Raw genomic sequence first — 25,407 nt, forward strand, 5'->3', positions numbered from 1 at the left:
CACACATGCAAGACTGGGATCCCGATTTATACCGCCAATTTGAAGCAGAGCGCACCCGCCCCGCTCACGACCTGCTGGCCCATATTCCAGCGACAGTAATCCCGCAACGTATCAGCGACTTAGGCTGCGGGCCAGGCAACTCGACTCAACTGTTGCGTCAGCGTTTCCCCGACGCCCAACTGGTCGGTATTGATACTTCGCGGGCCATGCTGCTCAGTGCACAACAGCGCTTGCCCGATTGCACCTTTCTCGAAGCCGATATCAGCCAATGGCAACCTACCGAGCCACAAGACCTGATTTATGCCAATGCATCGCTACAGTGGCTAACTGACCACCAGCAACTCTTCCCTTATCTTTTTTCTCAACTGGCCGCCAACGGAATACTTGCCGTGCAGATGCCGGACAATCTGGATGAACCTAGCCATAGAGCCATGCGAGAAGTCGCTGAAAATGGCCCGTGGCAGCAGACACTGCAAGAGGCAGGAGTGGCGCGCGCCAAAGTGCTCACCGCCAATCAATATTATGACTTACTGGCCCCCCATGCTGAGCACGTTGATATCTGGCGCACCACCTATTACCACCCGATGCCGTCAGCGCAGGCGATCGTCGATTGGCTACGCGCGACCGGTTTACGGCCTTTCCTTGAACCGCTCTCTGAGTCTATGCGATTGGATTTTCTGCAAGATTACCTGACTATTATTGATGCTGCATATCCACAACAAGTGGATGGACGGCGCTTACTTGCATTTCCTCGCTTATTTATTGTTGCTCGTGCGCGGAAATAATCTGTTGAGTATGCCGGTTAAATTAATTTACCGGCATACGATACTGATATAACACACTAAAATAGTTTACATATAAAACCACTTATATTTTTAAATGTAAAAATATATATGAATCATAGTAATAGCCATTATCAATTGGACGTAATAATAAGGATGATAATATTTTAGCCATGAAACACAAAATTACATTTTCAAACAGATTTAGCAATGAGCTATTTAATTGATAGGCACTATCTGTCCTGCAAAATTAAATATCTTTGTTATACTTATTGCGGTGAAGAAATTGGTAATCAACTCAATAAAGGGATACCTATTATGAGTACAGCAAAACTGGTAAAAGCAAAATCTTCCGAACTCATTTATACACGTAATGATGTTGATGAACATACTAAAACGCTGACGATTAAACTATTAAACGAGATGGTTATTCAGTTTATTGATCTGTCGCTTATCACCAAACAGGCGCACTGGAATATGCGCGGTGCCAATTTTATCGCCGTCCATGAAATGCTCGATGGCTTCCGCACTGCCATCAATGATCATCTGGATACCTTTGCAGAGCGCGCAGTACAACTCGGCGGCGTTGCTCTTGGTACTGCACAACTTGTCACTGATAAAACACCGTTGAAGAGCTATCCAACCCACATTCATACCGTGCAAGATCACCTAAAAGAGCTGGCTGACAGATATGGTGTGGTCGCAAACTTCGTGCGTAAGGCCATAACAGAAGTCAAGGATGAGGATAGCGCAGACATGTTTACTGCCGCATCGCGCGACCTTGATAAATTCCTGTGGTTCCTCGAAGCCAACATAGAATAACCAATCAGCACAGGTAACTCTTTGCGACAATACAGGGCCGGCTATCCGGCTCTGTTCACGGAGGTCATATGGCAAGTGGATGGGCTGGTGACGGTGCAGTACAAGAGCAAATTGACTCCACTCTTGAAGATGCTATTGAGCGTGCCCGCCTTGCGCTGGGCAAAGGCGATAGCGAAATATATTGCCTGGAATGTGGTCAAATCATTCCAGAAGCGCGGCGCAAAGCGCTGGCCGGTGTTAAACATTGCCTGACCTGCCAAAATGAATTAGATAAGCGTCAAACAACCCATTCCGGGTATAACCGCCGTGGCAGTAAAGATAGCCAACTCAGATAGTTCCCCCTCTCCCCCTTGTTGCCCCCTTTTCGAACAAAAATCCGATACAGTTAACAATATTGTTACATCAATGTTAGTTATGGATTGATTATCATTGGCTCTAGAGTTAATAATAAGTAAATAATTGGATGTTTGCACCATAATGATAGTAACGCACCATTTTGGTGATCCAGTTTGGTGCAATCAAAGCAAGCTAAGTAGTGGCATGCTAATTAGTTTGAGAAAATTCTTTATTTTTAAATAACTTGCATTTCTGGCACGATCTTTTCATATTGCACCCTGAAATATAAAAATGGATCCCCATGCCCCGCGCGGTTGGCGTTGTAGTTTGACCGCAATATCAACAACAACGGGTAATCCACAAAAGCACAAAGGAACTCCCACTTATGAAGTCACTTGTCAAAGTTTCATTGGCCGCTCTCGCGCTGGCCTTTGCCGTTAGCTCCCACGCCGCAGAAAAAGAACTGATTGTTGCCACAGACACCGCGTTCGTTCCTTTTGAGTTCAAACAAGGGGATAAATATGTCGGTTTCGATATCGACTTATGGGATGCCATCGCGAAGAAACTGGATCTGAAATACACCCTGAAGCCAATGGATTTCAGTGGCATCATTCCGGCGTTGCAAACCAAAAATGTGGATCTGGCCCTGGCTGGCATCACCATTACCGATGAACGTAAAAAAGCAGTCGATTTCTCTGATGGCTATTACAACAGCGGCTTGCTGGTGATGGTTAAAGCGAATAACAACGACATCAAAGGCGAAGCTGATCTGGCAGGCAAAGTGCTGGCAGTGAAAAGCGGCACCGGCTCTGTCGATTATGCTAAAGCCAACATCAAAACCAAAGACCTGCGCCAATTCCCGAATATCGACAATGCGTATTTGGAGCTAGGTACAGGCAATGCTGATGCTGTTTTGCATGACACCCCCAACATCCTTTACTTCATCAAAACTGCCGGTAATGGCCAGTTCAAAGCGGTGGGTGATTCCATTAAAGCCCAACAGTATGGCGTCGCATTCCCACAAGGCAGTGACCTGCGTGAAAAAGTTAACGCAGCGCTGAAATCCCTGAAAGAAGACGGCACTTACGCAGCAATTTATAAAAAATGGTTTGGCGTAGAACCTAAGTAATTCATTTTTAAATTTTTTATACTCTAAATAATTCGAGTTGCAGGAAGGCGGCAAGCGAGAAAATCCCGATGAACTTACTGTGTTGTAAGTGATTCGGGTGATTGAGCGTAGCCAACGCACCTGCAGCTTGAAGAATGACGAGTGTAGACCAGGAGAATATCCATGCAGTTCGAATGGAGCGCTATTTGGCCCGCCATCCCAATCCTGCTTGAAGGCGCCAAGTTAACCCTATGGATTTCGGTCCTGGGGTTGCTTGGCGGCCTGATTATTGGGGTTATAGCAGGTTTTGCCCGCGCCTATGGCGGTTGGCTGAGCAGTAATATCGCATTAGTGTTTATTGAGCTAATCCGTGGCACGCCAATTGTGGTGCAGGTGATGTTCATCTACTTCGCGTTGCCGATGATGATGCCAGTGCGCATCGATCCTTTCACCGCAGCCGTGGTGACGATCATGATTAACTCAGGCGCATACATCGCGGAAATCACCCGTGGTGCGGTGCTGTCAATTCATAATGGGTTCCGTGAAGCCGGTCTGGCGTTGGGCTTGTCCAAACGCGACACCTTGCGCTACGTGATTGCACCTTTAGCTCTGCGTCGTATGCTGCCACCATTAGGTAACCAATGGATCGTCAGCATCAAAGACACCTCACTGTTTATCGTGATTGGCGTAGCTGAACTGACTCGCCAGGGTCAGGAAATTATTGCCGGTAACTTCCGCGCCATGGAAATTTGGAGTGCGGTTGCGGTTATCTACCTGATAATCACCTTGGCTCTGAGCTTCGTTCTGCGCCGGTTAGAAAGAAAACTGAAAATAATATGATTGAATTCAAAAACGTCTCCAAACACTTTGGTAAAACCCAGGTGCTCCACGACATCAATCTGAATATCACCAAGGGAGAAGTGGTGGTTATTATTGGTCCTTCCGGCTCGGGTAAATCTACCCTGCTGCGTTGTATCAATAAGCTGGAAGTCATTACCAGTGGTCAGTTGATTGTCGATGGCCTGGATGTCAATGATCCCAAAGTTGATGAACGCCTGATTCGCCAGGAAGCAGGCATGGTATTCCAACAGTTTTATCTGTTCCCGCATTTGACTGCGTTGGAAAACGTGGCATTTGGCCCCATCCGTGTGCGTGGCGCTTCTAAGGAAGCAGCCAACAAACTCGCTATGGAGCTATTGACCAAGGTGGGATTGGAAGAGCGCGCTCATCATTACCCGGCAGAACTGTCCGGTGGGCAACAGCAGCGCGTAGCTATTGCCCGTGCTCTGGCGGTCAAACCTAAGTTAATGCTGTTTGATGAACCAACCTCAGCACTGGATCCGGAATTGCGTCATGAAGTCTTGACGGTCATGAAAGATTTGGCTGAAGAAGGTATGACTATGGTCATCGTCACCCACGAAGTGGGCTTTGCGCAAAAAGTGGCATCACGCCTGATCTTTATCGATAAAGGCCGGGTGGCGCAGGATGGTGACCCAGATAGTTTAATCTCAAATCCTCCCAGTGAACGTTTACAGGAATTCCTGCAACACGTGTCCTGATATGTGATTTAGCACAGCCATAAAATCACGACATTAAAATTGAAAAGGCGGGCATCTTTACTGATACCCGCCTGAGCTTAATGGCGAAGTTGTTGATAACTTAGTAAGTGAAGGGTTTACCGCACCTCGGGGCACTCCGGTCGCTTACGCGACTACGACCCCAACGGCACGATTCCCCTTCATTTGACCTGTGGCGGGCATCTTTACTGATAACCGCCTTTTTTGTGCTAATACTCAGTCATACATGGGGTTGCTGATTCTTGACCTGAGAAAACGCCGTCATCAACTTCACCACATCTTGCATCCCAATATTCACCTGATGGATAACTTCACCGGCATCTTGGGTCAGCGTGACTCCGCCGCCAGCCTGCTCGACACATACTCCCATGCCCTTAATCGCCGCCATCACACCGTTCTGAATCGTCTTGGTCATATGCTCGATTTCAGTGGCTGCTTTACGTGAACTTTCTGCCAATATGCGCACTTCACTCGCCACCACCGAAAAACCCTTACCGTGTTCACCGGCATGAGCCGCTTCTATTGAAGCATTGATTGCCAATAAGTTAGTTTGCGAGGAAATTTTGCGAATGGCTTCAACAATAGTGCCAATCTCGTTCGAGCAACGGCCTAACTCGCTGATAACATCTGAAGTTTCGCGAGCAACCGACTCCACTTCCTGCATTCCGCGAACTGCCTGCTGGACAATCTCAGCCCCTTGCGACGCTGACCGGTCGGTGGTTAATGATAAATGGTGCACATCACGAATCAGATTCTCTTCCTGCTCCTGCTGCAACATCAATTGCGTAATATCCTGCGCGATTTTCACCACTTTCAGTACCTGCCCCTCCTTGTCCATAATCGGGTTATAGCTCGCTTCCAGCCAAACACGCTGACCACGACTGTTCATGCGCTCAAAGCGCCCAACAATGAACTCACCACGGGCTAGCCGCTGCCAATGCAGACGATATTCATCGGAGTGAGCGAACTCTGGAGTACACAAAATCTGATGAGACTTATGCCGAATATCAGCCAGTGAATAACCAATAACATTTAGCAAATTATCATTGGCATCTAAAATAATACCTTGGGGTGTGAAGGTGATCATTCCCATTGAGCGATTTAGCGCAGCCAATAAACTCTGATGTTCCTGAGACTGCAACATTCGCTCAGTGACATCACTGGCAAGTTTAATAATTTCCACCACCCGGCCTTGGCTATCGAGCACCGGCGTATATGTCCCTTGTAGCCAAATAATAGTACCGTCTTTGCGAATGCGTTTAATATTATCGGTAATGGCCCGCCCTTCATTGAGCGATTGCCAGTGACGACGGTAAGCATCACTTTGTACATATTTCGGGTCACAAAACAGTTTATGATGCTTCCCGACGACCTCTTCTCGTTGGTATCCCATAGCCTGTAGAAATAAGGTATTAGCGTGTTTTACTGTGCCATCAGGTTTGAAAATAATCATAGGGACGGCACTATCAATCGAGGTCAGTTCGGCGCGCTTTGATACATGAGATGAGCTGAAATTGAACAACATAAGTTGAGTCCTTATGGTGAAAGATCGTGCTGCAAATAAGTCATGTGACCATTAACGTGTTTGCACAACAAAACCCAGAAAACCCTTAATAGAATTTTCTTTAAGTTTTATTCTTCACCCTGGACGATGAGATAGTTGAGTAAATAAAATTAAATATAGAGAAAAAATCAAAATAAAACCTACACTTGTCGGCTATATTGCCTAACTAAGAATTATCTTAATTAGCATAGCCGAAAGTATTTAGATTGACAGCCAACTAAGCAATATTGAAATAAAATATTAAGAAATAGGGCAATATCCAGATAAGTGGATATTGCCACCAGACGGCCAGTAAACCTATTACGTTAAACTGATACAAGTCAGTGATTCGGGTAAATGCACCCCGCTAATCCTGCTGTAGCGTCAAGGACGTAGGGGATGACCAGCGTTCAGCTTTCCAGGCCGCCTGTTGCTCCGGCGTCAGGAACGTCCATGCAACAAAGCGGCTGACTTTCTGCCCTTGGGCCATATCAATGGTACGAACTTCAACCGCATTGGCGTAACGCAGAGCATGATAGATAGCAGGTAATGTTGTCTTTTTAGAGATCAGTGAAGTAAACCAGAAGCAGTTTTGTGCCTTGGTCGCGCTCTCTGCCACCATGCGGCTGACAAAACCTTCTTCCCCGCCCTCACACCACAGCTCACTATTTTTGCCACCAAAGTTTTGCACCGGCTTGGCTGCAACTTCACTTTTACCCAGTTTATGCAGTTTGCGCCGCGTGGTTGCTGCTGCTTCTTCTGCTGAGCCGTGGAACGGTGGATTACACAATGTGGCATCGTAGCGTTCATTCACCGCCAAGATACCGTCGAAAATCGCTTGCGGATTTTTTTGTTGCTTAAGTCGCAGGGTATTTTTCAGTGTCGGATTCATGGATACCACCATTTTGGCCGCACTCAAGGCTTGCGGGTCAATGTCAGTCCCGGTGAAGCGCCAGCCGTATTCCCGTTGACCAATAATAGGATAAATACAGTTCGCTCCCACACCAATATCCAGTATCGTAATATTCTTACCTTGCGGGATAACTCCGTCATTGCAGCTGGCTAATAAATCAGCGAGATGATGCACATAATCGGCACGACCTGGAATCGGTGGACATAAAAAGTCAGCCGGAATATCCCAATATTCAATACCATAAAAATGTTTTAATAATGCTTTATTCAGCATTTTTACTGCCAGTGGGGAGGCGAAGTCGATAGAAATATCCCCGTAAGCAGTCGGTGCCAAAAAAGGGATTAGCTCGGGGCAACTCGCTGAAAGAGCATCAAAGTCATAACGTGAGCGATGACGGTTGCGCGGGTGCAATCCACTTTTTTCTTTCGGGAATACTTTTTTGTTTTCCATCGTACTGACTCTCTGATAGGCATTTTCTGGCGCGTAAGATAGCATAAATTCATGTGAAACGGGTCAGCAGCAAAAGAGGCTACTCGCTATCCGTCGATTTATCTCAAACCAGAATACCGGATGAATTAATCTTTTCTGGCCTTATCTGACCATGGTGCAATGTAGGAATGTATGAGCGCAGAAAACTATTATTACTACGAACCAGCAGCAGGCCACGGTCTGCCGCATGATCCACTGAAATCCATTATTAGCCCGCGTCCAATTGGTTGGATCTCCTCGGTAAGCGGGTCTGGGCAACGTAATCTTGCACCTTATAGTTTCTTTAATTGCTTTAGTGACCGCCCACCAATTATTGGTTTTTCCAGTAGTGGTTGGAAAGATAGCGTAGCGAATATCACCGAAACCGGGGAATTTGTCTGGAATCTGGCGACCCGCCCACTGGCCGAGGCCATGAATAATAGCTCAGCCTCTCTGCCACGGGATCAAGATGAGTTTCAGTTTGCCGGATTGACAGCCAGACGTGGACGCCGAGTCAATGTCGATTGCGTGGTAGAAAGTCCGGTTAATTTTGAATGTAAATTGACGCAATGCATTCAGTTAAAAAATGCTGAAGGTGCAGTAATTGATAACTGGCTGGTATTAGGTGAAGTTATCGCTGTGCACATTCATGCTGGACTGCTCAATGCCGAGGGGATTTACCAAACGGCCGCTGCTCAACCTATTTTACGTGGCGGTGGCCCCAGTGCTTATTACCAGATTACCGATGATTTGCGGTTTGATCTGTTACGGCCAGAGGGGATGAAACCTCGGTAATTATAAGTCAAATATTTTGAATGAATAACTCAATTCTATCCGGTTTTAAAATTTCAACAAGGGCGTAATATAGCTTCCATCGAAAGGAAACGCCCTTTCAATCTTAAAATCGAATAGGAATACATCATGAAAAGCATCAAAAATTTCGTTGCAGTTATCGCCCTGTCTACTTTATCTTTCGGTAGTTTTGCTGCTGAATACGTTAGCAGCCAGGATGCAGCTAAATTAGAGCAAGTTGGTGTAATCTCCGTCAGTGGCGTCACTGACCTGAGCAGCTTGAAAGCACAACTGGCAGAAAAAGCAGATGCTGCTGGTGCTAAAGCCTTCACTATCACTTCAGCGACAGGCAATAACTTGATGCACGGTACTGCGGTTATTTATAATTAATTTACCCTTAGATACATTACAGCAATGTAGTTGGAGTTTATCAGCCCTGTCATTGCCGTAAGAGAAAAAGCCCATCAGCAAACCTGATGGGCTTTTTTTATATAAAAAAAACAATACACTATACTGACTTGAGCCGTGCATTTATTGCGCTCGCGAATGTGCGACACATTGCCTCATCACCTTGCAGATTGTCAGCCAGCTGTTCATCCCCATCAACTACTCGCAAAGTGACATTTAAGTCAAAATCTGCTGCCGATTGTGGGCGTATTGCCGCCAGTTCAATTGTCTTCTGTGCCTCGCACCAGGCTTCTTCAACGGTTTGATTACACACCTTGGCCAGATAATCTGGATTGAAACCTTCTCCGGTCAAGCTGCGCAATGTCTCATCGTGACTGACACTATTACCAGGACGCCAATAATGTTCGGCGAGATCAGGGCCAATAGCCGGGTTGTCCGTCAGATAACCGTCACGCTTGAGGAAGAATGCCCTGGTCTGCTCTACGGCCATCAATGCCAATAAATAACCTTGATAGGAGCAAGCGGATTCCATTGATAACAAATGCGGGATAGCCAATGTCGGACGTGGACTGCCGCTGACACCCAGAATTTTTAGCTCAATATCTCGAGCAAGCTGAGTCATCGCCTCTGGCGTGCATTGTGATTCATCCCACTGATAGAGCTGCCATTCAAAATAGGGCACCAATAAAATATGGCGATCATTAAAAGCTCGCATAGGTTGTCGCGCCTGAATACTGTCCTGAATTAATGCATCAGGAACGGATTCACCCGCACTATTTTTAGCATAACGTTTTAACCAATCAGCATCATCAAGCAGGCTATCACAGAACATGGATTGCGTTTCGGCATAAGCCATCGAAGTTGGTGGGAATTCCTGTGAGAAACATGGCGAGTTTTGCACAATATTAGAAAAATGAGCCGCATGACCACCTTCGTGGAATAAGGTATTTAGGCCCGAAGCACCACTTCCAACCTGATCCGGTTTAGCCAAACTCGTGAAGTTGATCCGCGCCGGTATCCATTTCCCCTGATCAACAAAAGGCGGTACTGGCCCATGCATAAACCCATTTTCATATTTCCCTTTGCGCACCAGCAGGTCTAAATTCATCTGTGCGCCACGAAAACCAATATGCAGCCGCTTAAAGCTCTTGATCCAGCGGTCGAGTGACTCAGCAAAGGGGAAATAAGGGTCTAATTGGCGGGTAACATCACCCCCACTGGCGAAGCGGATATTCCATGGTTCCAGCGTTTCTGGGCCTTTCTCTTCAGCTAATTGCTGCAAACTACGTAAATTTGCCTCGCGCGTCTGTTCTTCGAAACGATCCAAAATGGCAAATAGCTGTTCCGGCGTCATCTGTTCGGTTTTATTTACTTTGTAATCAAAATAATTGCGATAACCTAATTTTCGCGCAAAACGATTACGTAAACTAATTAGTTCAGGCAAGCCATTGCGTAGTAGCCATTGTTCCAGCTCACGTAATGCCAAATGCGAACTGTATCGACATTCCGCATTCTCATTGGTGCCTTGGTTAGTCAGTAACTCCCCCAAGGAAGCCGGAACCCGCTCACCGGCAGTATTTAAATGTGTCAAGGTGAAGGCTTTGCGCCGCTGGTAAAACGATGATTCGGCAGCAATAATCTTATCAAGTAAGGCTTGTGTGCTCGGATCTTCAATGGCATTACAATCAAAAAAGCGATACCACCCCTGCAAGCCGTGCAGTAACTCATCACGCTCCGCGGTAGCGGGTTCACTTTCTAACTGAGTAATCAGATCACGTAATTCCTTTAAACGATGGCTCTGTGAAATAAAACGCTTATAAACAGTCTCAGCCGCGGAAAACTGCTGTGCAATATCATCTCCACCCAGCCCCATGTAGTTCTGCCAGAAAAGATCTTCTTTGGCCTGATGAACAGCCAGATAATCCTTGTTCAAAGCAGTAAAGTAGTTCAATGCTTGTTGCATAGCGTTCCTTTTCAGCAATTATTCGTTAAAACCTTATTAAGGCAGGAAAACAAAACGACTTATTCAGTCTATCACTATCAAAAATGACAACAAGCCACGATTATATTTAAATAAAAAACTTTATATTTTATAAAGTAAGATTCATTTAAATAGAAAAATATCCATTACAACTATTCATATAACCCAAACTTAATAAAATATACAATAACATCATGACATCTACCGAGTGATGGTGATTCCGTATAAGTCATTAATCTGTTGCTGTGCAAGTTCGACTGTGTTCACCTGCCCCGCGGCAACTAAACAGCATGCCAGCTGTTTTTGGATAGAATCTGGAATAGGTAAAACACCAGCCAAACAATCCTCAATCCAGCGTGCGGTTATAGCTGCATCTTTCGACGAAGGTAATTCAAGCTCACCCGGTTCTGGTTGGCGATCCAGTAAAATTTGCTGCTCACCGTTATTGATATAGTGAATTGGCGGGCAACGTAACGGGTTTGCATAAACTTCCCCTTCAGTCCCTTGTTGTAGCAGTGCTGGAGCACTGATCGCCTGGAAAAAGCCGCCAACTTTTTGCATATATTCTGGATGAGATACACTGGCAAGGCGCAGTGCTTGATCGTGAATAAAGGGTGTAGCCAACTTTGCCAAAGTGTGACTGCTGTTTCTGACCCCCATACGCCAGCGTTGCTGTAATTGTTCGTCCAATTGAGCGGATAGCGCTGAAACGGGAATAAACACCGGCAGCCCGTTATCCAAACGCTGTTGAGCCTCTGCTGAGTTGTGTGACCAGGGGATGTTTAATTGTTGGAAAATCTCGGCGCTGGTCACCCGACTGCTATCTTCTATCACACCGTGAACCACTACCGGCAATCCAAGGCGTGAAAGCAATAATGCTAATAACGGGGTGAGATTGGCTTGTTTACGCGCTCCGTTGTAGCTCGGAATGACGACGGGTAATGGGTGGCCAGCAGGGGCACGCAATACCATCATCTGTTCCTGCATCGCCTGATAAAATCCCAGAATTTCCTGCTCTGACTCACCTTTGATACGAAATGCAATCAGAATCCCTCCCAGTTCCAGCGCCGGTACTTGCCCTGCCAACATAGCTTTATACAATTCGTAGGCGGTGTTCTTATCCAGGTCACGGGCATGATTTTTACCACGCCCAATCTCTTTGATAATTTTGCTGTAATCCATGGTGCGGCATTTCCCCTATCAATGTTCCGAAAATATATATTACTTAAACTTTATCATCGATAGGGATGGATATGCCCGAAATAGTTATCAGGTTAAGTGGGGGATAAAAACTGAAGATAGCAATATCTCTGGCGGGCTAATGGCAATAAGTTAGCGGGGGGAAACAGACCACTGCGGAGAGTGAATCAGTGGCCTGTATATTCTCTATCTATTATTTAACTCTTCCGGTGGGCTAAACAACACACGGTAGATAGCTCCTCCTAAGGCTCCGCCGACTAAAGGTGCTAACCAAAATACCCATAACTGCTGTAATGCAATTCCACCAGCAAAAATGGCTACCCCGGTGCTACGGGCTGGATTAACTGAAGTGTTATCTACTGGAATGCTGATTAAGTGAATCAGTGTCAGGCACAGACCGATCGCCAGCGGAGCGGCGACTGCCGGAGAACGTATATCCGTCGCCCCCATAATCACCATCACGAACCCCATAGTTAGAATCACTTCGGCGACCAATACCGCTTGTAAGCTATAACCCCCCGGTGAGCGTACGCCAAAGCCATTACTGGCAAAACCAGCGCTGACATCAAAACCGGCCTTGCCACTGGCGATTAAATACAAAACCGCCGCTCCCGCTAGCCCCCCCAGCACTTGTGCGATGATATAGGGGATCAATTGCGTACCCGAAAAACGACCTCCGACCCATAAACCAAGCGATACCGCAGGATTAAAATGCGCACCAGAGACGTGCCCTAATGCATAAGCCATCGTGACAACAGTCAGCCCGAATGCCAACGCCACACCGAGAAATCCAATACCCGCCACCGGGAACATTGCCGCCAATACTGCACTGCCACACCCGCCTAACACCAGCCAGAAAGTGCCAATAAACTCTGCCATTAGCTGTTTCATTCTGATCTACCTCTGCCCGCCAAATATGTCGATAGCAGTTAGCATTGCCGCTAACCAATAACCAGCAATTTTCACCGGAGGTACTGCCAGGCTTAACTTGTCAGAGTCAGCTCACCAGCGGTTGATATAATATTAGTCACTGGATTTATGCCTATCAGAAAAGATTTCAGATCAAATGGTTTTTTTCAGAAATTATTAATTTGAGGGATGATATTTGCCATGAAATTGCAGTAAATCGCAATATAGGCTGGCAGATTATCAATCGGAATAATCACTCGCTCCGTTTCAATAATCAAACCAGCTTATCAAGCGGCTACTATAAGGCGGTTCGTTTTCTTCGTGCTTTCTTCCCTGCGGCCTTAGCAGCCGTCTTCACCATGGGAGTAGTAACAACTTTGCCCTCCGGCATCTCCGGTTGTTCGATGGGAAAAACAGGTAATGCTGCCAGCAACCGTGAGCCATAGCCTTTGGTTAATAAACGCCGGTCATAAATAACAATTTCACCGTGGCATTGGTTACTACGAATCAAACGTCCAACTTGTTGAATCAAATTAAATGACGCACTAGGCAAACTTTGAACTTCAAACGGGTAGCGATTCAACGATTTAAGCCATTCCCCTTCAGTCAGAATTACCGGGCTATCAATAGGAGGAAATGAGATCTTGTGGATATGAACCTGAGTTAATAATTCACCTTTCAAATCCAATCCTTCAGCAAAGGATTGCAAACCTATCAATACACTGGCTGTGCCCTTTTTCACCCGCTTGCGGTGCTCTTCAACCAGCCGATAACGCGGTTGATCGCCCTGAACTAACAACATTAAGCGCAGATCAGTGACATGACTGAGGAAAGTTTGCATCGCCCGATGGCTGCTAAATAGGATCAACATGCCCTTGTGTCGCCCACTGGCTTGTTGCGCACGGAAGAATTGCGCCATTTCTGCCAGATGCTCAGCTTCATGGGCCATTGTCGGTTCAAAGCGCATTTTGGGAATAATCAACTTCCCTTGCTCGATATGATTAAACGGCGATGACAAGGTTTCAAACCGGTCTCCGGCTTTCTCGCTCAATCCGCTAAGTTCCTGCAAACGCGCAAAACTATTAAGCGAACGTAAAGTGGCCGATGTGACAATGACATGTGGCACTTTACGCCACAGCATTTTATCCAACTGATCGCTGACGCGGATTCCCACACAATGGAAATAGAGGTGCGTCTGGTTCTCGCGATAATCGCGAGTAACCCACTTGGAAATCGGCGCATTCGACGCTTTTGCCATCGCCGCCAAGCGCCAAAGTTTGCTCATGGCCTCCAGATAACCCAATGTCCGGCTCATTTGCAAAATGGCACGATGTAACCGCACGATATCGTGCTTGCCGGTTTGTTCACTTAAATCATTGAGAACAAACTCAGCCAGGCCACGCAAAGCGTCGGTTAACTTGAATAATTTGGCACAATCTTCCGTCAAGCTGCCGGGTAGTTCGCCCATTTCAAAACGATATACTGCCGGACTGCCATCGGCAGGCAGCAATTGGCTTACTTGCTGCTCGACACTCAGCATCAGCTCACGCAGTTGTTCGCAATGGTCTTTTAAACGTTCGGGATTAGCTAAACCGGGGGGGTTTTTAGGCCGATATTGCACCATGCATTGATCTACCAACCGAACAATCATATCCAATTGCATATTGGCAAAAACAGCGGTGATTTCACCTTCAATCTCGAGTGCATCACGGGCGACATCGGGCAGATGATGCCCCTCATCCAACACCAGCAGCAGCTCTTTAGGATTAGGTAATACGGATTCAGTTTCCAGTGCCGCCATGACTAATGCATGATTGGCAACCACCACATCCGCACTCTCGATTTCCTTGCGGGCAATAAAGAATGGACATTCACGAAAATAATGGCAATTACGCCCCAGGCAATTGACTTTATCGGTACTTAATTTAGCCCACAAACTGTCACTGAGTGATAACTGATGATGGTCACGCAGCCCGTCCCAGACATGGCTGTTCAATGATTTGGACAGCGCTAAACAGGTTGCCTGCTCCTCACCATTGGCAGGTGCCAACTCATCGCCGAGAAAGAGTGATAAATCCCCTTGCCCGGAGACATCGGTGCACATCGCCGCCAAATTACGCGGACAGACATAGCGCCCACGCCCAAAGGCACCGGTGAACTTAAGGTCGGGAATAATCTTCTTCAACAGCGGCAAATCTTTACTGTAAATCTGATCCTGTAACGCCACATTTGCGGTACTGACCACCAGCGGTTTGCTTTCTGCCCGGCCGACAGCAATACCAGGGATCAGATAAGACAGGGTTTTACCGACCCCCGTCGGTGCCTCGATAGCCAAATGTCGGCCAGCATCACCGGCCAGCGTTTTCGCCACTTCAGCGATCATCTGGCGCTGCGGCGTACGGGAAATAAAATCCGGAATCTGCTGCGAAAGAGCCTTATACCACTGACTTATTTGTTCTTTTACTGCCGGGGACAACGCCATGCATATCTTATCTAAACTGAATGTTGCCCTATTGTCCCACACCGCAACGCTCACGTCAGCCCGAAAGCACCATACCCGTCATACTTCAAGCTGCAGGTGTGTTGGCTACACTCAATAACCCGAATCACTTACTTATGTAAGCTCATCGGGATTATCTCGCTTGCCGTCTTCCTGGAACTAGAATTATTTAGGCTACAGATGAAGTGTCAGTTTAGCGCCAATAAAAATGAACAATATTTACGCAATGTCGCAGTTATTTATGTTTTGTCATAAATATATCACACAGATGCGGTAAAAATTCTGCGCTGGATGAATTCAGACAGATATTGAATACAGCAAAAAAATTCTACTACTCGCGTCTTTTTAAATAAGAGAAACAGGGCAAAAATATGAAACGTAATATTCTGGCAATCCTTGTACCAGCCTTATTAGTTGCCACAACTTCACATGCAGCAGAAATCTATAATAAAGACGGCAATAAACTCGATTTATACGGAAAAGTAAAAGCACTGCACTACTTCTCTGATAATAATAAAAGTGATGGCGACAAGTCTTATGTCCGCTTTGGTTTTAAAGGTGCGACTCAAATTACCGACCAACTGACAGGTTATGGTCAGTGGGAATATAACGTTGCAGCTAACTATGCTGAAAGTCAGGAAACAAAAGATAATAAAACGCGTTTAGCCTTTGCCGGTTTACGTTATGGGAAATTAGGCTCGATCGACTATGGTCGTAACTACGGCGTATTATATGATATCGCTGCCTGGACCGATATGTTGCCAGAATTCGGTAATGACAGCTACACCAGAACCGACAACTTTATGACTGGCCGTACAACAGGTGTTGCCACTTATCGTAACACTGACTTCTTCGGTCTGGTTGATGGCCTGAAATTCTCACTGCAATATCAAGGCAAGAATGGCAGTGAGTCTGACAGCGCCAATGGCCGTGCCGATGCTACTAAACAGAATGGCGACGGCTTCGGTTTGTCTTCCAGCTATGAAATTGGTGCAGGTGTTAGTGTCGGTGCGGCCTATGCCTCATCTAACCGCACCACCGCACAGAAAGAAGGTCGATTTGGTAAAGGCGATAAAGCAGATGCCTGGACTACCGGCCTGAAATATGACGATAACGGTGTTTACTTAGGTGCAACTTACGCCGAAACACGTAATATGACGCCTATTTCCGGCACTGCCGTTATTAATAATGTCTCAACCAGCGTCAGTGGTTTTGCTAATAAAACACAAAACGTTGAATTAGTTGCGCAATACCTGTTTGATTTCGGATTAAAACCTTCTTTGGCTTATATTCAGTCTAAAGGAAAAGATATCGAAGGGATTGGTGATGCCGATTTAGTTAAATATGTTGATATCGGTGCTTACTATTACTTCAATAAAAACATGTCTACCTATGTTGATTATAAAATCAACCAACTTAACGACGATAATAAGTTGAAACTGAACACTGATAACGTTCTGGCTGTTGGCCTGGTCTATCAGTTCTAGTCGTTATTGATTTGCATTACCCTCATTGCGTTATTGTTTGAATGCTTCATCGTGTTTTGTGAATTTATTTTATTAGCAGTCATCACATTTTGCCGGGAGATCCCTCCCGGCTTTTTATTATCCACTATTTGTTAACCGATACAGATAATAGTCCAAGGTCACGCAAGGCTTCAGTTGCCGCACCTTTTCGCTGGTTATTTGTAGCAGAAAAGTCAGCTTGCTGTATCCATTGTTGATAGCGATTTTCACCCAACGCTTTGTCTGCCTGAACCATCAGAGGCACGAGTCGTACACCAATATGATCAAGACTAGGGTAGGGCCATTTGTTTTGCTCGTTAGAATAAGGAGCCATAAAATCAAGCGCTTTAATTAAACCACTGCCATTCGGAGTGCGGTAATGCCACAGATCGACATGAACTTTATCCGCCAATTGGGCCATCAGTATAGCCGCTTGCAAACTGAAGTAGCTGTAATGGAATGAGCGCGTTCGTGCCAACTCCAGCGGCTGTGAACCATCTGCTGCTAATTGGGTATTCAGTTTGGTCTTCAGCAACTCAGCCATCTCAACCACGACCGCTGGTTGTTGCAAATACCAGGCGATACCCGCCACTTGTACCACATACCAATTACCGTGATTATTCTGCGCCGCAGCTTCTTTTTTACCTGCTGCACTGTAGCGTAACCACTGTAGATACTCTGTCATCCAGTGCTGAATCTGCTTTTCATCTTGCACCGTCCAGTTTGTATTCTGCTGTAGCATAATCAACGAATCGACAATGCGAGTGGCAAAATAACGCCCATCCAAAACTCCAGTTCCGCGCCCTGCAGCAATTCCCGGCACTCCCTGAGCGAAATCCAGGTTAGGATTCATGCGGGTATCCGGGTCAATAAACCAGGTTCGAATCAGGCTAATGGCTTTATCCGCATATTTCTGTTCACCGGAAAAATACCAAGCTAACGTCAATGCCTGTACTTTTGCAGTAAAATCAGCCAAACGTACAGCATCACTGTCTTCATTTTTACTGGCGGGATTAATCTGCCCGTCTTTGCGTATCCAAGGTAAACCATCACTTTTCTGACTATCTGGCCACCAATACGCACTGAGACTCAGATAATCATGCTTAGAGCCACTGGGCGGAACTCTGGTTTTATCCATGACACTGGGGTTGGGTTGTTTCAGTATTTTGTCCGCTTGCTGCAATAACTGGCGATAAGCCTGCTGTGTTGCCACGGGGCTCTGCTCTTGCCCTTTCTCGTTATTTTGCGCGACAGCCCGTTGGTTATGCTGTAACGCGCTGAGAGATAAAAAAGCATATTCACTCTGTGCCGCCTCGGCTACTGGCATCATAAACAGTGACAACAGTACCGCCAGGCCAGAATAAGCACGTATAACATTAGTAATCCGTATTCTAATCTGACTCCCCATCGGCCCCATAAATCACTCACCTTGTCTGATAATTGTCATATAAGCTCAGTTAAGCTACCTGATTTTATGCATCATGCCTGAAGCAATTTTTGCTTTCTTGAGAAGAGTAGCTTTTGTCACTGTCTATTAACCCGGCAGTTGTTAACCATAAGAATAACCCTCTGTTTTAACGAAAATTTTAGACGAAAAATTAAAACGTAAAAAAATAATAAAAACCTTTGGTAACCATCACTATTCTCATGTTTACTGATACATCTCTGTTTTACTGCTCCTTTCCTATTGAATAACTATGCTGAAGCAAAATAGTCGTAATCTGTGGTTGCTGGTCGGTTCACTGTTCACCTTATACTTCGTCTGGGGTTCTACCTATCTGGTCATTCGAATCGGGGTCGAAAGCTGGCCACCGTTGATGATGGCGGGATTACGCTACCTGATTGCCGGGGTCTTACTGTTCAGCTTCCTGGCTATTCGCGGTCATGCTCTGCCGACTTTGCGCCAATGGATGGGTGCCAGCGCAATTGGTATTTTACTATTGGCTATCGGTAATGGCTTGGTCACCATTGCAGAACACCAACATGTCCCCTCCGGTATTGCTGCCGTTATGGTCGCGACCGTTCCATTATTCACTCTGTGTTTCAGTATGTTATGGGGAATGCGTAATACTAAGCTGGAATGGTCGGGTATTGCTCTTGGGCTAGTGGGCATTATATTACTCAATACCGGCAGCAACTTATTAGGTAACCCGCTGGGTGCGATGCTGATATTACTGGCGTCTGCCAGTTGGGCATTCGGTTCGGTCTGGAGCTCACGGCTGGCATTGCCCAGTGGAGCGATGTCTGGTGCGGCGCAAATGCTGGTTGCTGGCGTTGTTCTGTTGCTTGCCAGTGCATTAAGCGGCGAAGAACTCAATCAAATGCCCTCGATGGGAGGAATTCTCTCACTACTCTATTTGATTGTTTTTGGTTCCATGCTGGCTATCAGTGCTTACATGTTCTTGCTGAAAAATGTCCGTCCCGCTGTTGCCACCAGCTATGCCTATGTCAATCCGGTCGTTGCGGTATTGTTGGGCATTGGTTTTGCCGGTGAAAGCCTATCCACCACAGAATGGTGCGCGTTAGCCGTCATCGTTTCCGCAGTGGTTTTGGTGACACTGGGGAAATTTTTGTTCAAACCACGCTAATTGCCTGAGAATGCAACATGGTTGTTTCATTTAGCCAACGGGCTATAATTCACGCTGTTTAGATAAAAAGTGAAAATAATTATGCTGAGAAAAGCACTCATTATCCTGATCGCGGTAATGGCTCTGAGTTCATTAGGTGGCGTTTTTCTGGCTGGGCTGAACATTTATACCCGTTCAACCACCCCACATGAAACTGAAACCACACAGTCCAGTCCATTGTCTGATATTGGCCCTGAGGGCTTATCCAATAACGGTCAGGAATCACCGTAAGTTCCCATCCATTCGCGGCATCGCTGCTGCAAAAAAGTCTGCAAGCCCCTAACCCGTTCTGACACCTGTGAGCGGTGGGGGCATAATAGATTTAAGGGTAAAACTTCACCCTGCCAGTCCGGTAGTACCTGAACCAAACGCCCTGCACGAATATCCTCTATCACATCAATAGCGGCTTTATTGGCGATCCCCAGCCCCGCCAGTGCCCAACGCCGGGCAATTTCACCATCATCACTGATGTATTCACCAGACATAGTGACTTCCTGAATATCGTCTTGTCGCATTAATCGCCATTGATTATAAAGGCGGCCATTACGCTGATATAACACCGATTGATGATTCACCAATTGTGCTGGCGTTTGCGGCACACCATTCCGGGCAAGATAGGCTGGGCTGGCGCAGAGCATCCGCCGATGGTGAGACAAAACGGGTAGAGCCACCAAACTGGAGTCAGTCGGCACGCCAAAACGTAAGGCAACATCAACCGGCTCCCTAAAAAGGTCGGCATGGCGATCGTTAAGTAACAAGTGCAATTGAATATGCGGATGTTGTTGCTTGAAATCATTGAGCCAGTTAACTAATAAATTGCGACCAAAATCTGAAGGCGCTGAAAGTTGCAAAACCCCAGATAATCCGGTCATTTTCCGCTGAATGGCCTGCTCCCCCTCAATTAATGCCCCTAGTGCAATACGCGCACTATCCAGATAACTAATACCTTCCTCTGTTAGCCGTAAACTGCGGGTTGAGCGTACCAATAAGCGAACACCCAATTGTGATTCCAGACGTTTTACTGCAATGCTGGCCGCTGCTGGCGTTATATTCAACCGCCGAGCCGCTTCAGATAGACTCCCGCAGTCAACCGTACGAACAAAGATATCCAAATCACTAAATGAGATCATTATTAAAATTCCTTTATAAGTGATTGTCTTTTTAGTCGGTTGTTCAATGACTTTCAATGATTGAGTATAGATAAATATTAAAAATCATTACTCCAGTATGGGACTCATTATGAACATCACTACATTAGCGCAGCATCAATTCAGCTCTTCATTAAACCAGCAAAAAGTAGTTATTCTGGGTGGAAACAGCGGGATCGGGGCAGCGGTGGCTTATGCTGCAGTGGCCCGGGGAGCCAAAGTGGTATTGGTTTCGCGACGTTCAGTTGGGGCAATATCTTCCTGTGATAATAGCGCCATACTGCGTATGTCCGCAGATATGACCAATGAAGATTCATTGAAAAAGGTGTTTAACCAAGCTGGGGCATTTGATCATTTGGTCATCACCGCCGGGCCTGCAGTGAAAGCCAAACCTCTAGCGGAAACCTCTCTCACCGAAGCTCAGGAAAATTTTGATGTGAAATTGTGGGGGGCTCTACGGGCGATTCAGGCAGCTTTGCCTTATCTCAATGAGCAGGGTTCAATAACACTGACATCAGGCTTGTTATCACGTAAATTTATCAGTGGCCAGTTTATTAAAACAGCCATCAATGCGGCATTAGAAGCAGTCGGTAAGCAATTAGCCAAAGAACTGGCACCGCGCCGGGTCAATATTGTCAGCCCAGGTGTAACAGCAACAGAAGCCTATAGCGGAATGAACAGTGAACAACGTCAGGCTATGTTTACCAAAGTTAGTGCTTCACTGCCAGTGGGCAGAGTGGGTCAACCGGTTGATATTGCTAGCGCCTATATCTTATTACTGGAAAATAGCTTCATGACTGGTAGCGTGATTGATGTTGAAGGTGGCGGCCTGCTGTAGCTATTCATAATCTCAGGCCTAAGACGGTATTTTACTGCCGTCTTATACCTGAACCTCAACATACTACATCAAGAATCAGGGCTTCAATATTCCTTGCTTTAAAGCGTTATTACGCCTAATGCCGCAGCCTTTTTTTCCATCTGCTTAATCACGTCATAGGCCGACCACGGCAACGTGCTAAATCCTTTGATCAATAATTTATCCTTAGCAGAGCTTGCCTCGGGAGAGTTGACAGTGGCTGTTATGGCCTGACGTATCAGGGTTAGTTGCTTTTGGGATGTCGCTAACGAGGTAATCAATGGCAAGCCTGGAGCAATATCGGTTTGCGCGATAACTTTTAATCCGGTAACCGCTGATGGGTTATCACGCTGTAATAATGCAAAACTTACGCAATCTATCGCGGCAATATCTGCTTGCCGCTGTTGAATCATTTCGATAGAACGATAGTGCCCACCTGAAGCTACTGCACGAGAAAAGAACGTCCCATTGATCGCCAGTGGCGCAATCAAAGCACGCAAAGCATTATATCCTGACTGGGAGTCTGTGCTGTTGAATACAACGACACGATAGCGAAAGTCAGAAAGCTGCTGCCCTTCTTCATTTGCACGGACCACCACTAAACTGCGGTAATACTCCCCTGAGCAATAAGGTGATTGATAGCTGAATGCGCCAACCAATTGAACTTGCTGTTGTAATAAAGTCACGAGAGGAAAACCACAGGCCTGACTCAAAAGCAGCGTAGGATCACGCCAATGTTGCAGTAAATCTGAGGGCCAACATAACTGTTCAGGAACTGTGGTGACGTCATGATTGTGCAATTGCTGCAACAATAATTGCCCAAAAGGTTGTACGTCTTGTTGTGGTCTAACCCCGTACATCGGCAGTGAAATCAGCATTGTCACCTACTTAAGAACAGTAAAAACCGAAGTATCAGTGATCTTTTGCGACAGAAAGAGATTGTAATTCTCGCCAGCGAGATAAACGTCGATTCCAACGGGTAAACATCATATCGGTAATAATCGCTAATAGTGCGACTACAATCGCGCCCTGGATAACATAAGCAGTATTAAAACCACTGAGCCCGATAATAATGGGTGATCCCAAGGTTTTCGTCCCTACCGTGGAAGCAATAGCAGCAGTACCAATATTGATAATGACTGACGTTCGGATCCCCGCGACAATAACCGGTGCAGCCAACGGTAACTCCACACGCCACAAGATCTGCCTGGCGCTCATGCCGACTCCTTCAGCAACCTCACGGATATCTCTGGAAACAGACTCAATACCTGTGATAGTCCCTTGTAAAATAGGCAATAAGCCATACAACACTAAAGCAATAATGGCGGGTTTTTCGCTAAAGCCCATCACTGGTACAGCAATAGCAAGCACCGCCACAGGAGGAAATGTTTGCCCCATCGCGACAATAGTTTCTACCACCGAACGAAATTCTTTTCCCCCAGGACGCGTCACGGCAATACCAGCACTAACCCCAATAAAAACAGCGATAATGCTGGAAATGAGCACCAGGAAAACATGAGCGACGACCAATGACCAAAATGTATCTTGCGCATATATCGGCCTGTCGAGATCAGGGAATAACGCCGAGAAAAGCCCCCCCAGGGAGGTCATACCAAAAACCAGGCTGACCAATAAGAGCAATGCCCAACAAAGAGGATCAGTTAGCCCACACCGGAGCCCTGATTTAACCCTCTTAATCAGGTGTTTTTTTTCCTTACCCATCTTTATGGCGGTCGGTTTCATATTCCTCCCATATCCGCATCCGCAATTAAATCAGCGAAGTAAAGTACACCCAATGGTTGCCCCTGTTCATCGACTACCAACAACTTATCAGTCTGGCGTGATACAAATAGGGAAAGAGCTTCACGCAAGCTCGTTGTACCCAGTATCGGTTGCCCTATTATGGCTTCACCCTGCCTGACACGTTGTTCTGCCCTCCCGAGTGACAACAACTTAATACCTAAATCACTGCGACCAAAGAAATCACGAACAAAGTCATTCGCGGGCTGAGTCAACATTTCCAGAGGTGTGCCTTGTTGGATAACTCGCCCACCATCCATCAACACGATACGGTCAGCCAAAGCCAATGCTTCATCAATATCATGGGTAACCAGCACAATAGTCCGACCCGATAATTGATGAATACGAGTAATTTCGAACTGTAATGCCGAACGTGTCACTGGGTCTAATGCCCCAAAGGGTTCATCCATCAGCAATACTTCCGGATCTGCAGCCAAAGCTCGAGCTACACCTACCCTTTGTTGCTGGCCACCTGATAATTGATGAGGATAACGATGAAGAAATTGTTCTGGGTCCAGATGCAATAACTCAAGCAATTCAATCACACGCTGTCGAATACGCTCCTGAGGCCATTTGAGCAATTGTGGTACGGTGCCAATATTGCGTTCCACAGTCCAATGGGGGAATAGCCCTATTGATTGGATGGCATAACCCATGCGACGGCGTATATCTTCGGGCTTATAATTACGAATTTCCTCTCCGGCAAAATGAATTTCCCCTTCATCATGCTCAATAAGTCGGTTAATCATTTTTAGTGTGGTCGACTTACCGGAACCCGAAGTACCTATCAGTACCGTAAATTCCCCCTTCGCTATCTGTAACGTTAGGTTATCTACTGCCCGTTTACCGGCAAAATATTTACTTACCTGATGGAAATGAATCATCGATGCGAAGTATCCATAAAAATAACGATGAATTTAAACAGCGAATCAACTACTACCGCCATCACTATCACGGGAATTACACCCAACAGTACCAAATCCAATGCACTACTGAGTAAACCTTGAAATACAATCGCGCCCAGGCCACCCGCACCAATTAATGCGGCGACAACAGCCAGCCCGACTGTTTGCACTGCAATAATCCGAACTCCGGATAAAATAAGTGGCATAGCAATGGGTATCTGCACTCGAAAAAACAACTGACTGCGGGTCATTCCCATTCCTTGTGCCGATTCAACAACACTGTCAGGCACAGCTTCTAACCCGGCAACTACATTACGTACTAGCGGCAATAAGGCATAAAGCACCAGTGCAACAATCGCTGGCGCTAATCCGATCCCACTCACTCCATGCTCTGCCAGCCAGGGAATAGCCGCAGCCAATCCCGCCAAAGGTGCAATCAGTAGACCAAACAAAGCAATAGATGGAATAGTTTGAATGATGTTTAATGTTGAAAAAATAGCACCTTGAAAGCGAGGAGAGCGGAAGCAGATCAGGCCAAGAGGAATACCCAGAAGTACAGCGGGCACTAACGTTGCAAACAGGATTTGAAGGTGTTGCCATAATGCATCATTAAACACATCTTGCCTATTAACATATTCTTTCAGCAATGACAGTTGATCGAGTTGCCCGGTAGCCAACAATATTACGACGGGCAGAATCAGTAAAATATTAGCGATACTACGCCAGATAGGGTTTATAACCGCACGAGACAAGCTATCGATAGCAATCAAAATGCTCATCCCGCTCATCAGCCAGAACCCACCGCCAAGGGATGTGCGAACCAGACTTTCTTCGCCGCCAGCAAGTTGTGTAGCGGTTGTACCAGCCAGTAGCAGCAAACCGAACAACAGCAGTTCGGCTATCAAAACTGTAGCCCAATACAGCACAATACTTGGTTTAAAGAAAGCGAAGCTAGCCAGCATCAATATTGGCACTAACAACCACCAAACTGGCCCTGTTACTAACGATATTAATGAAATTCCCTGCCCTGATATCAAACGATTGGGTGCATGACTGACAAAAGAAAGCCCGGCCCCTGATAAAATCATCAAAATAACCAGCGCCAACAGGACTCGGTTTTTTACAGCCATAAAAATCCATCTCCCTGACAAATAATCCTTATTGGAACAATGAATTATCTGTTTATTGGAAAGTGCTTTACCTATTGATAGCTATAGCACCCTCCCT

Annotated in this window: 24 protein-coding genes; 12 read left to right on the forward strand and 12 right to left on the reverse strand. The window is 46.2% G+C overall.

Translation table 11 applies throughout. From position 1 onward, the window contains the following. The first annotated feature begins 5 nt into the window (after window positions 1–5). The 6 genes from tam to glnQ all read left to right on the forward strand — a co-directional run bounded on the left by tam (window position 6) and on the right by glnQ (window position 4,607). On the forward strand, window positions 6–785 hold the full coding sequence (gene tam / locus FTB31_RS08410) for a trans-aconitate 2-methyltransferase (protein WP_227731278.1): 780 nt from the start codon (window positions 6–8) through the stop codon (window positions 783–785). 315 nt (window positions 786–1,100) lie between these two features. Further along, window positions 1,101–1,604, forward strand: coding sequence for a DNA starvation/stationary phase protection protein Dps (dps, locus tag FTB31_RS08415; RefSeq protein ID WP_050075171.1), 504 nt, complete (start codon window positions 1,101–1,103; stop codon window positions 1,602–1,604). Between the two features lie 68 nt (window positions 1,605–1,672). Beyond that, a complete protein-coding gene (locus tag FTB31_RS08420; RefSeq protein WP_077174826.1) occupies window positions 1,673–1,939 on the forward strand; it encodes a DksA/TraR family C4-type zinc finger protein in 267 nt (88 codons plus the stop codon). A gap of 386 nt (window positions 1,940–2,325) precedes the next feature. Continuing rightward, window positions 2,326–3,069: a glutamine ABC transporter substrate-binding protein GlnH gene (gene glnH, locus FTB31_RS08425; protein WP_004388693.1), complete on the forward strand. Its 744-nt coding sequence runs from the start codon at window positions 2,326–2,328 to the stop codon at window positions 3,067–3,069. Between the two features lie 162 nt (window positions 3,070–3,231). Further along, a complete protein-coding gene (gene glnP, locus FTB31_RS08430) occupies window positions 3,232–3,888 on the forward strand; it encodes a glutamine ABC transporter permease GlnP (protein ID WP_050075169.1) in 657 nt (218 codons plus the stop codon). Then, a complete protein-coding gene (glnQ, locus tag FTB31_RS08435) occupies window positions 3,885–4,607 on the forward strand; it encodes a glutamine ABC transporter ATP-binding protein GlnQ (RefSeq protein WP_005168188.1) in 723 nt (240 codons plus the stop codon). The genes glnP and glnQ overlap by 4 nt, the downstream gene beginning before the upstream one ends. A gap of 238 nt (window positions 4,608–4,845) precedes the next feature. Here the strand turns inward: glnQ and FTB31_RS08440 are convergent, their stop codons facing one another. Together FTB31_RS08440 and rlmF are read right to left on the reverse strand one after the other, a co-directional pair. Next, entirely contained in the window at window positions 4,846–6,150 is a 1,305-nt protein-coding gene (locus FTB31_RS08440; protein WP_175628058.1) for a methyl-accepting chemotaxis protein, read from the reverse strand. Between the two features lie 385 nt (window positions 6,151–6,535). Then, complete coding sequence (gene rlmF / locus FTB31_RS08445; protein WP_227721762.1) at window positions 6,536–7,531, reverse strand: 23S rRNA (adenine(1618)-N(6))-methyltransferase RlmF; 996 nt, start codon at window positions 7,529–7,531, stop codon at window positions 6,536–6,538. Window positions 7,532–7,702: 171 nt separating this feature from the next. On the opposite strand from rlmF, the gene FTB31_RS08450 reads away from it, so the two are divergent. Both FTB31_RS08450 and bhsA read left to right on the forward strand, forming a co-directional pair. Continuing rightward, entirely contained in the window at window positions 7,703–8,344 is a 642-nt protein-coding gene (locus FTB31_RS08450; protein ID WP_050075166.1) for a flavin reductase family protein, read from the forward strand. Between the two features lie 126 nt (window positions 8,345–8,470). Then, a complete protein-coding gene (bhsA, locus tag FTB31_RS08455; RefSeq protein WP_077174824.1) occupies window positions 8,471–8,731 on the forward strand; it encodes a multiple stress resistance protein BhsA in 261 nt (86 codons plus the stop codon). A gap of 118 nt (window positions 8,732–8,849) precedes the next feature. On the opposite strand, the gene FTB31_RS08460 is transcribed toward bhsA, so the two are convergent. The 4 genes from FTB31_RS08460 to dinG form a co-directional block, all read right to left on the reverse strand. Next, complete coding sequence (locus FTB31_RS08460) at window positions 8,850–10,712, reverse strand: M3 family metallopeptidase (protein WP_077174823.1); 1,863 nt, start codon at window positions 10,710–10,712, stop codon at window positions 8,850–8,852. A gap of 219 nt (window positions 10,713–10,931) precedes the next feature. After that, a complete protein-coding gene (ybiB, locus tag FTB31_RS08465) occupies window positions 10,932–11,912 on the reverse strand; it encodes a DNA-binding protein YbiB (protein ID WP_050075164.1) in 981 nt (326 codons plus the stop codon). 204 nt (window positions 11,913–12,116) lie between these two features. Then, window positions 12,117–12,821: an aquaporin Z gene (aqpZ, locus tag FTB31_RS08470; protein ID WP_050075163.1), complete on the reverse strand. Its 705-nt coding sequence runs from the start codon at window positions 12,819–12,821 to the stop codon at window positions 12,117–12,119. A 316-nt stretch (window positions 12,822–13,137) separates the two neighbouring features. Next, window positions 13,138–15,321: an ATP-dependent DNA helicase DinG gene (gene dinG / locus FTB31_RS08475; RefSeq protein WP_227731279.1), complete on the reverse strand. Its 2,184-nt coding sequence runs from the start codon at window positions 15,319–15,321 to the stop codon at window positions 13,138–13,140. A gap of 389 nt (window positions 15,322–15,710) precedes the next feature. Here dinG and ompF2 point away from each other — a divergent pair, with 389 nt between their 5' ends. Beyond that, window positions 15,711–16,826 (forward strand): porin OmpF2, encoded by a 1,116-nt coding sequence (ompF2, locus tag FTB31_RS08480; RefSeq protein ID WP_077293664.1) that lies wholly within the window; start codon window positions 15,711–15,713, stop codon window positions 16,824–16,826. A gap of 124 nt (window positions 16,827–16,950) precedes the next feature. Here ompF2 and FTB31_RS08485 read toward each other — a convergent pair whose 3' ends face one another. Further along, window positions 16,951–18,261 carry an alginate lyase family protein gene (locus tag FTB31_RS08485; protein ID WP_227731280.1) on the reverse strand — a complete coding sequence of 437 codons (1,311 nt, stop codon included), beginning with the start codon at window positions 18,259–18,261 and terminating at the stop codon, window positions 16,951–16,953. 280 nt (window positions 18,262–18,541) lie between these two features. Here FTB31_RS08485 and yedA point away from each other — a divergent pair, with 280 nt between their 5' ends. Together yedA and FTB31_RS08495 are read left to right on the forward strand one after the other, a co-directional pair. Beyond that, a complete protein-coding gene (gene yedA / locus FTB31_RS08490; protein ID WP_050075159.1) occupies window positions 18,542–19,432 on the forward strand; it encodes a drug/metabolite exporter YedA in 891 nt (296 codons plus the stop codon). 81 nt (window positions 19,433–19,513) lie between these two features. After that, entirely contained in the window at window positions 19,514–19,702 is a 189-nt protein-coding gene (locus FTB31_RS08495; protein WP_050075158.1) for a hypothetical protein, read from the forward strand. Here FTB31_RS08495 and FTB31_RS08500 read toward each other — a convergent pair. Further along, on the reverse strand, window positions 19,687–20,601 hold the full coding sequence (locus FTB31_RS08500; protein ID WP_077293661.1) for a LysR family transcriptional regulator: 915 nt from the start codon (window positions 20,599–20,601) through the stop codon (window positions 19,687–19,689). The genes FTB31_RS08495 and FTB31_RS08500 overlap by 16 nt on opposite strands. A 109-nt stretch (window positions 20,602–20,710) precedes the next feature. Here FTB31_RS08500 and FTB31_RS08505 point away from each other — a divergent pair, with 109 nt between their 5' ends. Beyond that, a complete protein-coding gene (locus FTB31_RS08505) occupies window positions 20,711–21,457 on the forward strand; it encodes an SDR family oxidoreductase (RefSeq protein ID WP_050075157.1) in 747 nt (248 codons plus the stop codon). Between the two features lie 98 nt (window positions 21,458–21,555). Here FTB31_RS08505 and FTB31_RS08510 read toward each other — a convergent pair whose 3' ends face one another. The 4 genes from FTB31_RS08510 to FTB31_RS08525 form a co-directional block, all read right to left on the reverse strand. Beyond that, entirely contained in the window at window positions 21,556–22,335 is a 780-nt protein-coding gene (locus FTB31_RS08510; RefSeq protein ID WP_227724876.1) for a phosphate/phosphite/phosphonate ABC transporter substrate-binding protein, read from the reverse strand. A gap of 52 nt (window positions 22,336–22,387) precedes the next feature. Continuing rightward, entirely contained in the window at window positions 22,388–23,086 is a 699-nt protein-coding gene (locus FTB31_RS08515; protein WP_227724871.1) for an ABC transporter permease, read from the reverse strand. A 128-nt stretch (window positions 23,087–23,214) separates the two neighbouring features. Then, a complete protein-coding gene (locus FTB31_RS08520) occupies window positions 23,215–24,159 on the reverse strand; it encodes an ABC transporter ATP-binding protein (protein ID WP_050075155.1) in 945 nt (314 codons plus the stop codon). Continuing rightward, the gene (locus tag FTB31_RS08525; protein ID WP_227731281.1) at window positions 24,156–25,310 is read right to left on the reverse strand and encodes an ABC transporter permease; all 1,155 of its coding nucleotides are present in this window, start codon (window positions 25,308–25,310) and stop codon (window positions 24,156–24,158) included. The genes FTB31_RS08520 and FTB31_RS08525 overlap by 4 nt, the downstream gene beginning before the upstream one ends. Between the last annotated feature and the right edge of the window lie 97 nt (window positions 25,311–25,407).

This window comes from Yersinia proxima (assembly GCF_902170785.1).
GTDB classification, from domain to species: Bacteria; Pseudomonadota; Gammaproteobacteria; order Enterobacterales; family Enterobacteriaceae; genus Yersinia; species Yersinia proxima.

Coding starts and splice junctions, on each gene's coding strand:
- tam (WP_227731278.1), top strand. CDS start 6: ATGCAAGACTGGGATCCCGATTTATACCGCCAATTTGAAGCAGAGCGC.
- dps (WP_050075171.1), top strand. CDS start 1,101: ATGAGTACAGCAAAACTGGTAAAAGCAAAATCTTCCGAACTCATTTAT.
- FTB31_RS08420 (WP_077174826.1), top strand. CDS start 1,673: ATGGCAAGTGGATGGGCTGGTGACGGTGCAGTACAAGAGCAAATTGAC.
- glnH (WP_004388693.1), top strand. CDS start 2,326: ATGAAGTCACTTGTCAAAGTTTCATTGGCCGCTCTCGCGCTGGCCTTT.
- glnP (WP_050075169.1), top strand. CDS start 3,232: ATGCAGTTCGAATGGAGCGCTATTTGGCCCGCCATCCCAATCCTGCTT.
- glnQ (WP_005168188.1), top strand. CDS start 3,885: ATGATTGAATTCAAAAACGTCTCCAAACACTTTGGTAAAACCCAGGTG.
- FTB31_RS08440 (WP_175628058.1), bottom strand. CDS start 6,150: ATGTTGTTCAATTTCAGCTCATCTCATGTATCAAAGCGCGCCGAACTG.
- rlmF (WP_227721762.1), bottom strand. CDS start 7,531: ATGGAAAACAAAAAAGTATTCCCGAAAGAAAAAAGTGGATTGCACCCG.
- FTB31_RS08450 (WP_050075166.1), top strand. CDS start 7,703: ATGAGCGCAGAAAACTATTATTACTACGAACCAGCAGCAGGCCACGGT.
- bhsA (WP_077174824.1), top strand. CDS start 8,471: ATGAAAAGCATCAAAAATTTCGTTGCAGTTATCGCCCTGTCTACTTTA.
- FTB31_RS08460 (WP_077174823.1), bottom strand. CDS start 10,712: ATGCAACAAGCATTGAACTACTTTACTGCTTTGAACAAGGATTATCTG.
- ybiB (WP_050075164.1), bottom strand. CDS start 11,912: ATGGATTACAGCAAAATTATCAAAGAGATTGGGCGTGGTAAAAATCAT.
- aqpZ (WP_050075163.1), bottom strand. CDS start 12,821: ATGAAACAGCTAATGGCAGAGTTTATTGGCACTTTCTGGCTGGTGTTA.
- dinG (WP_227731279.1), bottom strand. CDS start 15,321: ATGGCGTTGTCCCCGGCAGTAAAAGAACAAATAAGTCAGTGGTATAAG.
- ompF2 (WP_077293664.1), top strand. CDS start 15,711: ATGAAACGTAATATTCTGGCAATCCTTGTACCAGCCTTATTAGTTGCC.
- FTB31_RS08485 (WP_227731280.1), bottom strand. CDS start 18,261: ATGGGGCCGATGGGGAGTCAGATTAGAATACGGATTACTAATGTTATA.
- yedA (WP_050075159.1), top strand. CDS start 18,542: ATGCTGAAGCAAAATAGTCGTAATCTGTGGTTGCTGGTCGGTTCACTG.
- FTB31_RS08495 (WP_050075158.1), top strand. CDS start 19,514: ATGCTGAGAAAAGCACTCATTATCCTGATCGCGGTAATGGCTCTGAGT.
- FTB31_RS08500 (WP_077293661.1), bottom strand. CDS start 20,601: ATGATCTCATTTAGTGATTTGGATATCTTTGTTCGTACGGTTGACTGC.
- FTB31_RS08505 (WP_050075157.1), top strand. CDS start 20,711: ATGAACATCACTACATTAGCGCAGCATCAATTCAGCTCTTCATTAAAC.
- FTB31_RS08510 (WP_227724876.1), bottom strand. CDS start 22,335: ATGTACGGGGTTAGACCACAACAAGACGTACAACCTTTTGGGCAATTA.
- FTB31_RS08515 (WP_227724871.1), bottom strand. CDS start 23,086: ATGACCTCCCTGGGGGGGCTTTTCTCGGCGTTATTCCCTGATCTCGAC.
- FTB31_RS08520 (WP_050075155.1), bottom strand. CDS start 24,159: ATGATTCATTTCCATCAGGTAAGTAAATATTTTGCCGGTAAACGGGCA.
- FTB31_RS08525 (WP_227731281.1), bottom strand. CDS start 25,310: ATGGCTGTAAAAAACCGAGTCCTGTTGGCGCTGGTTATTTTGATGATT.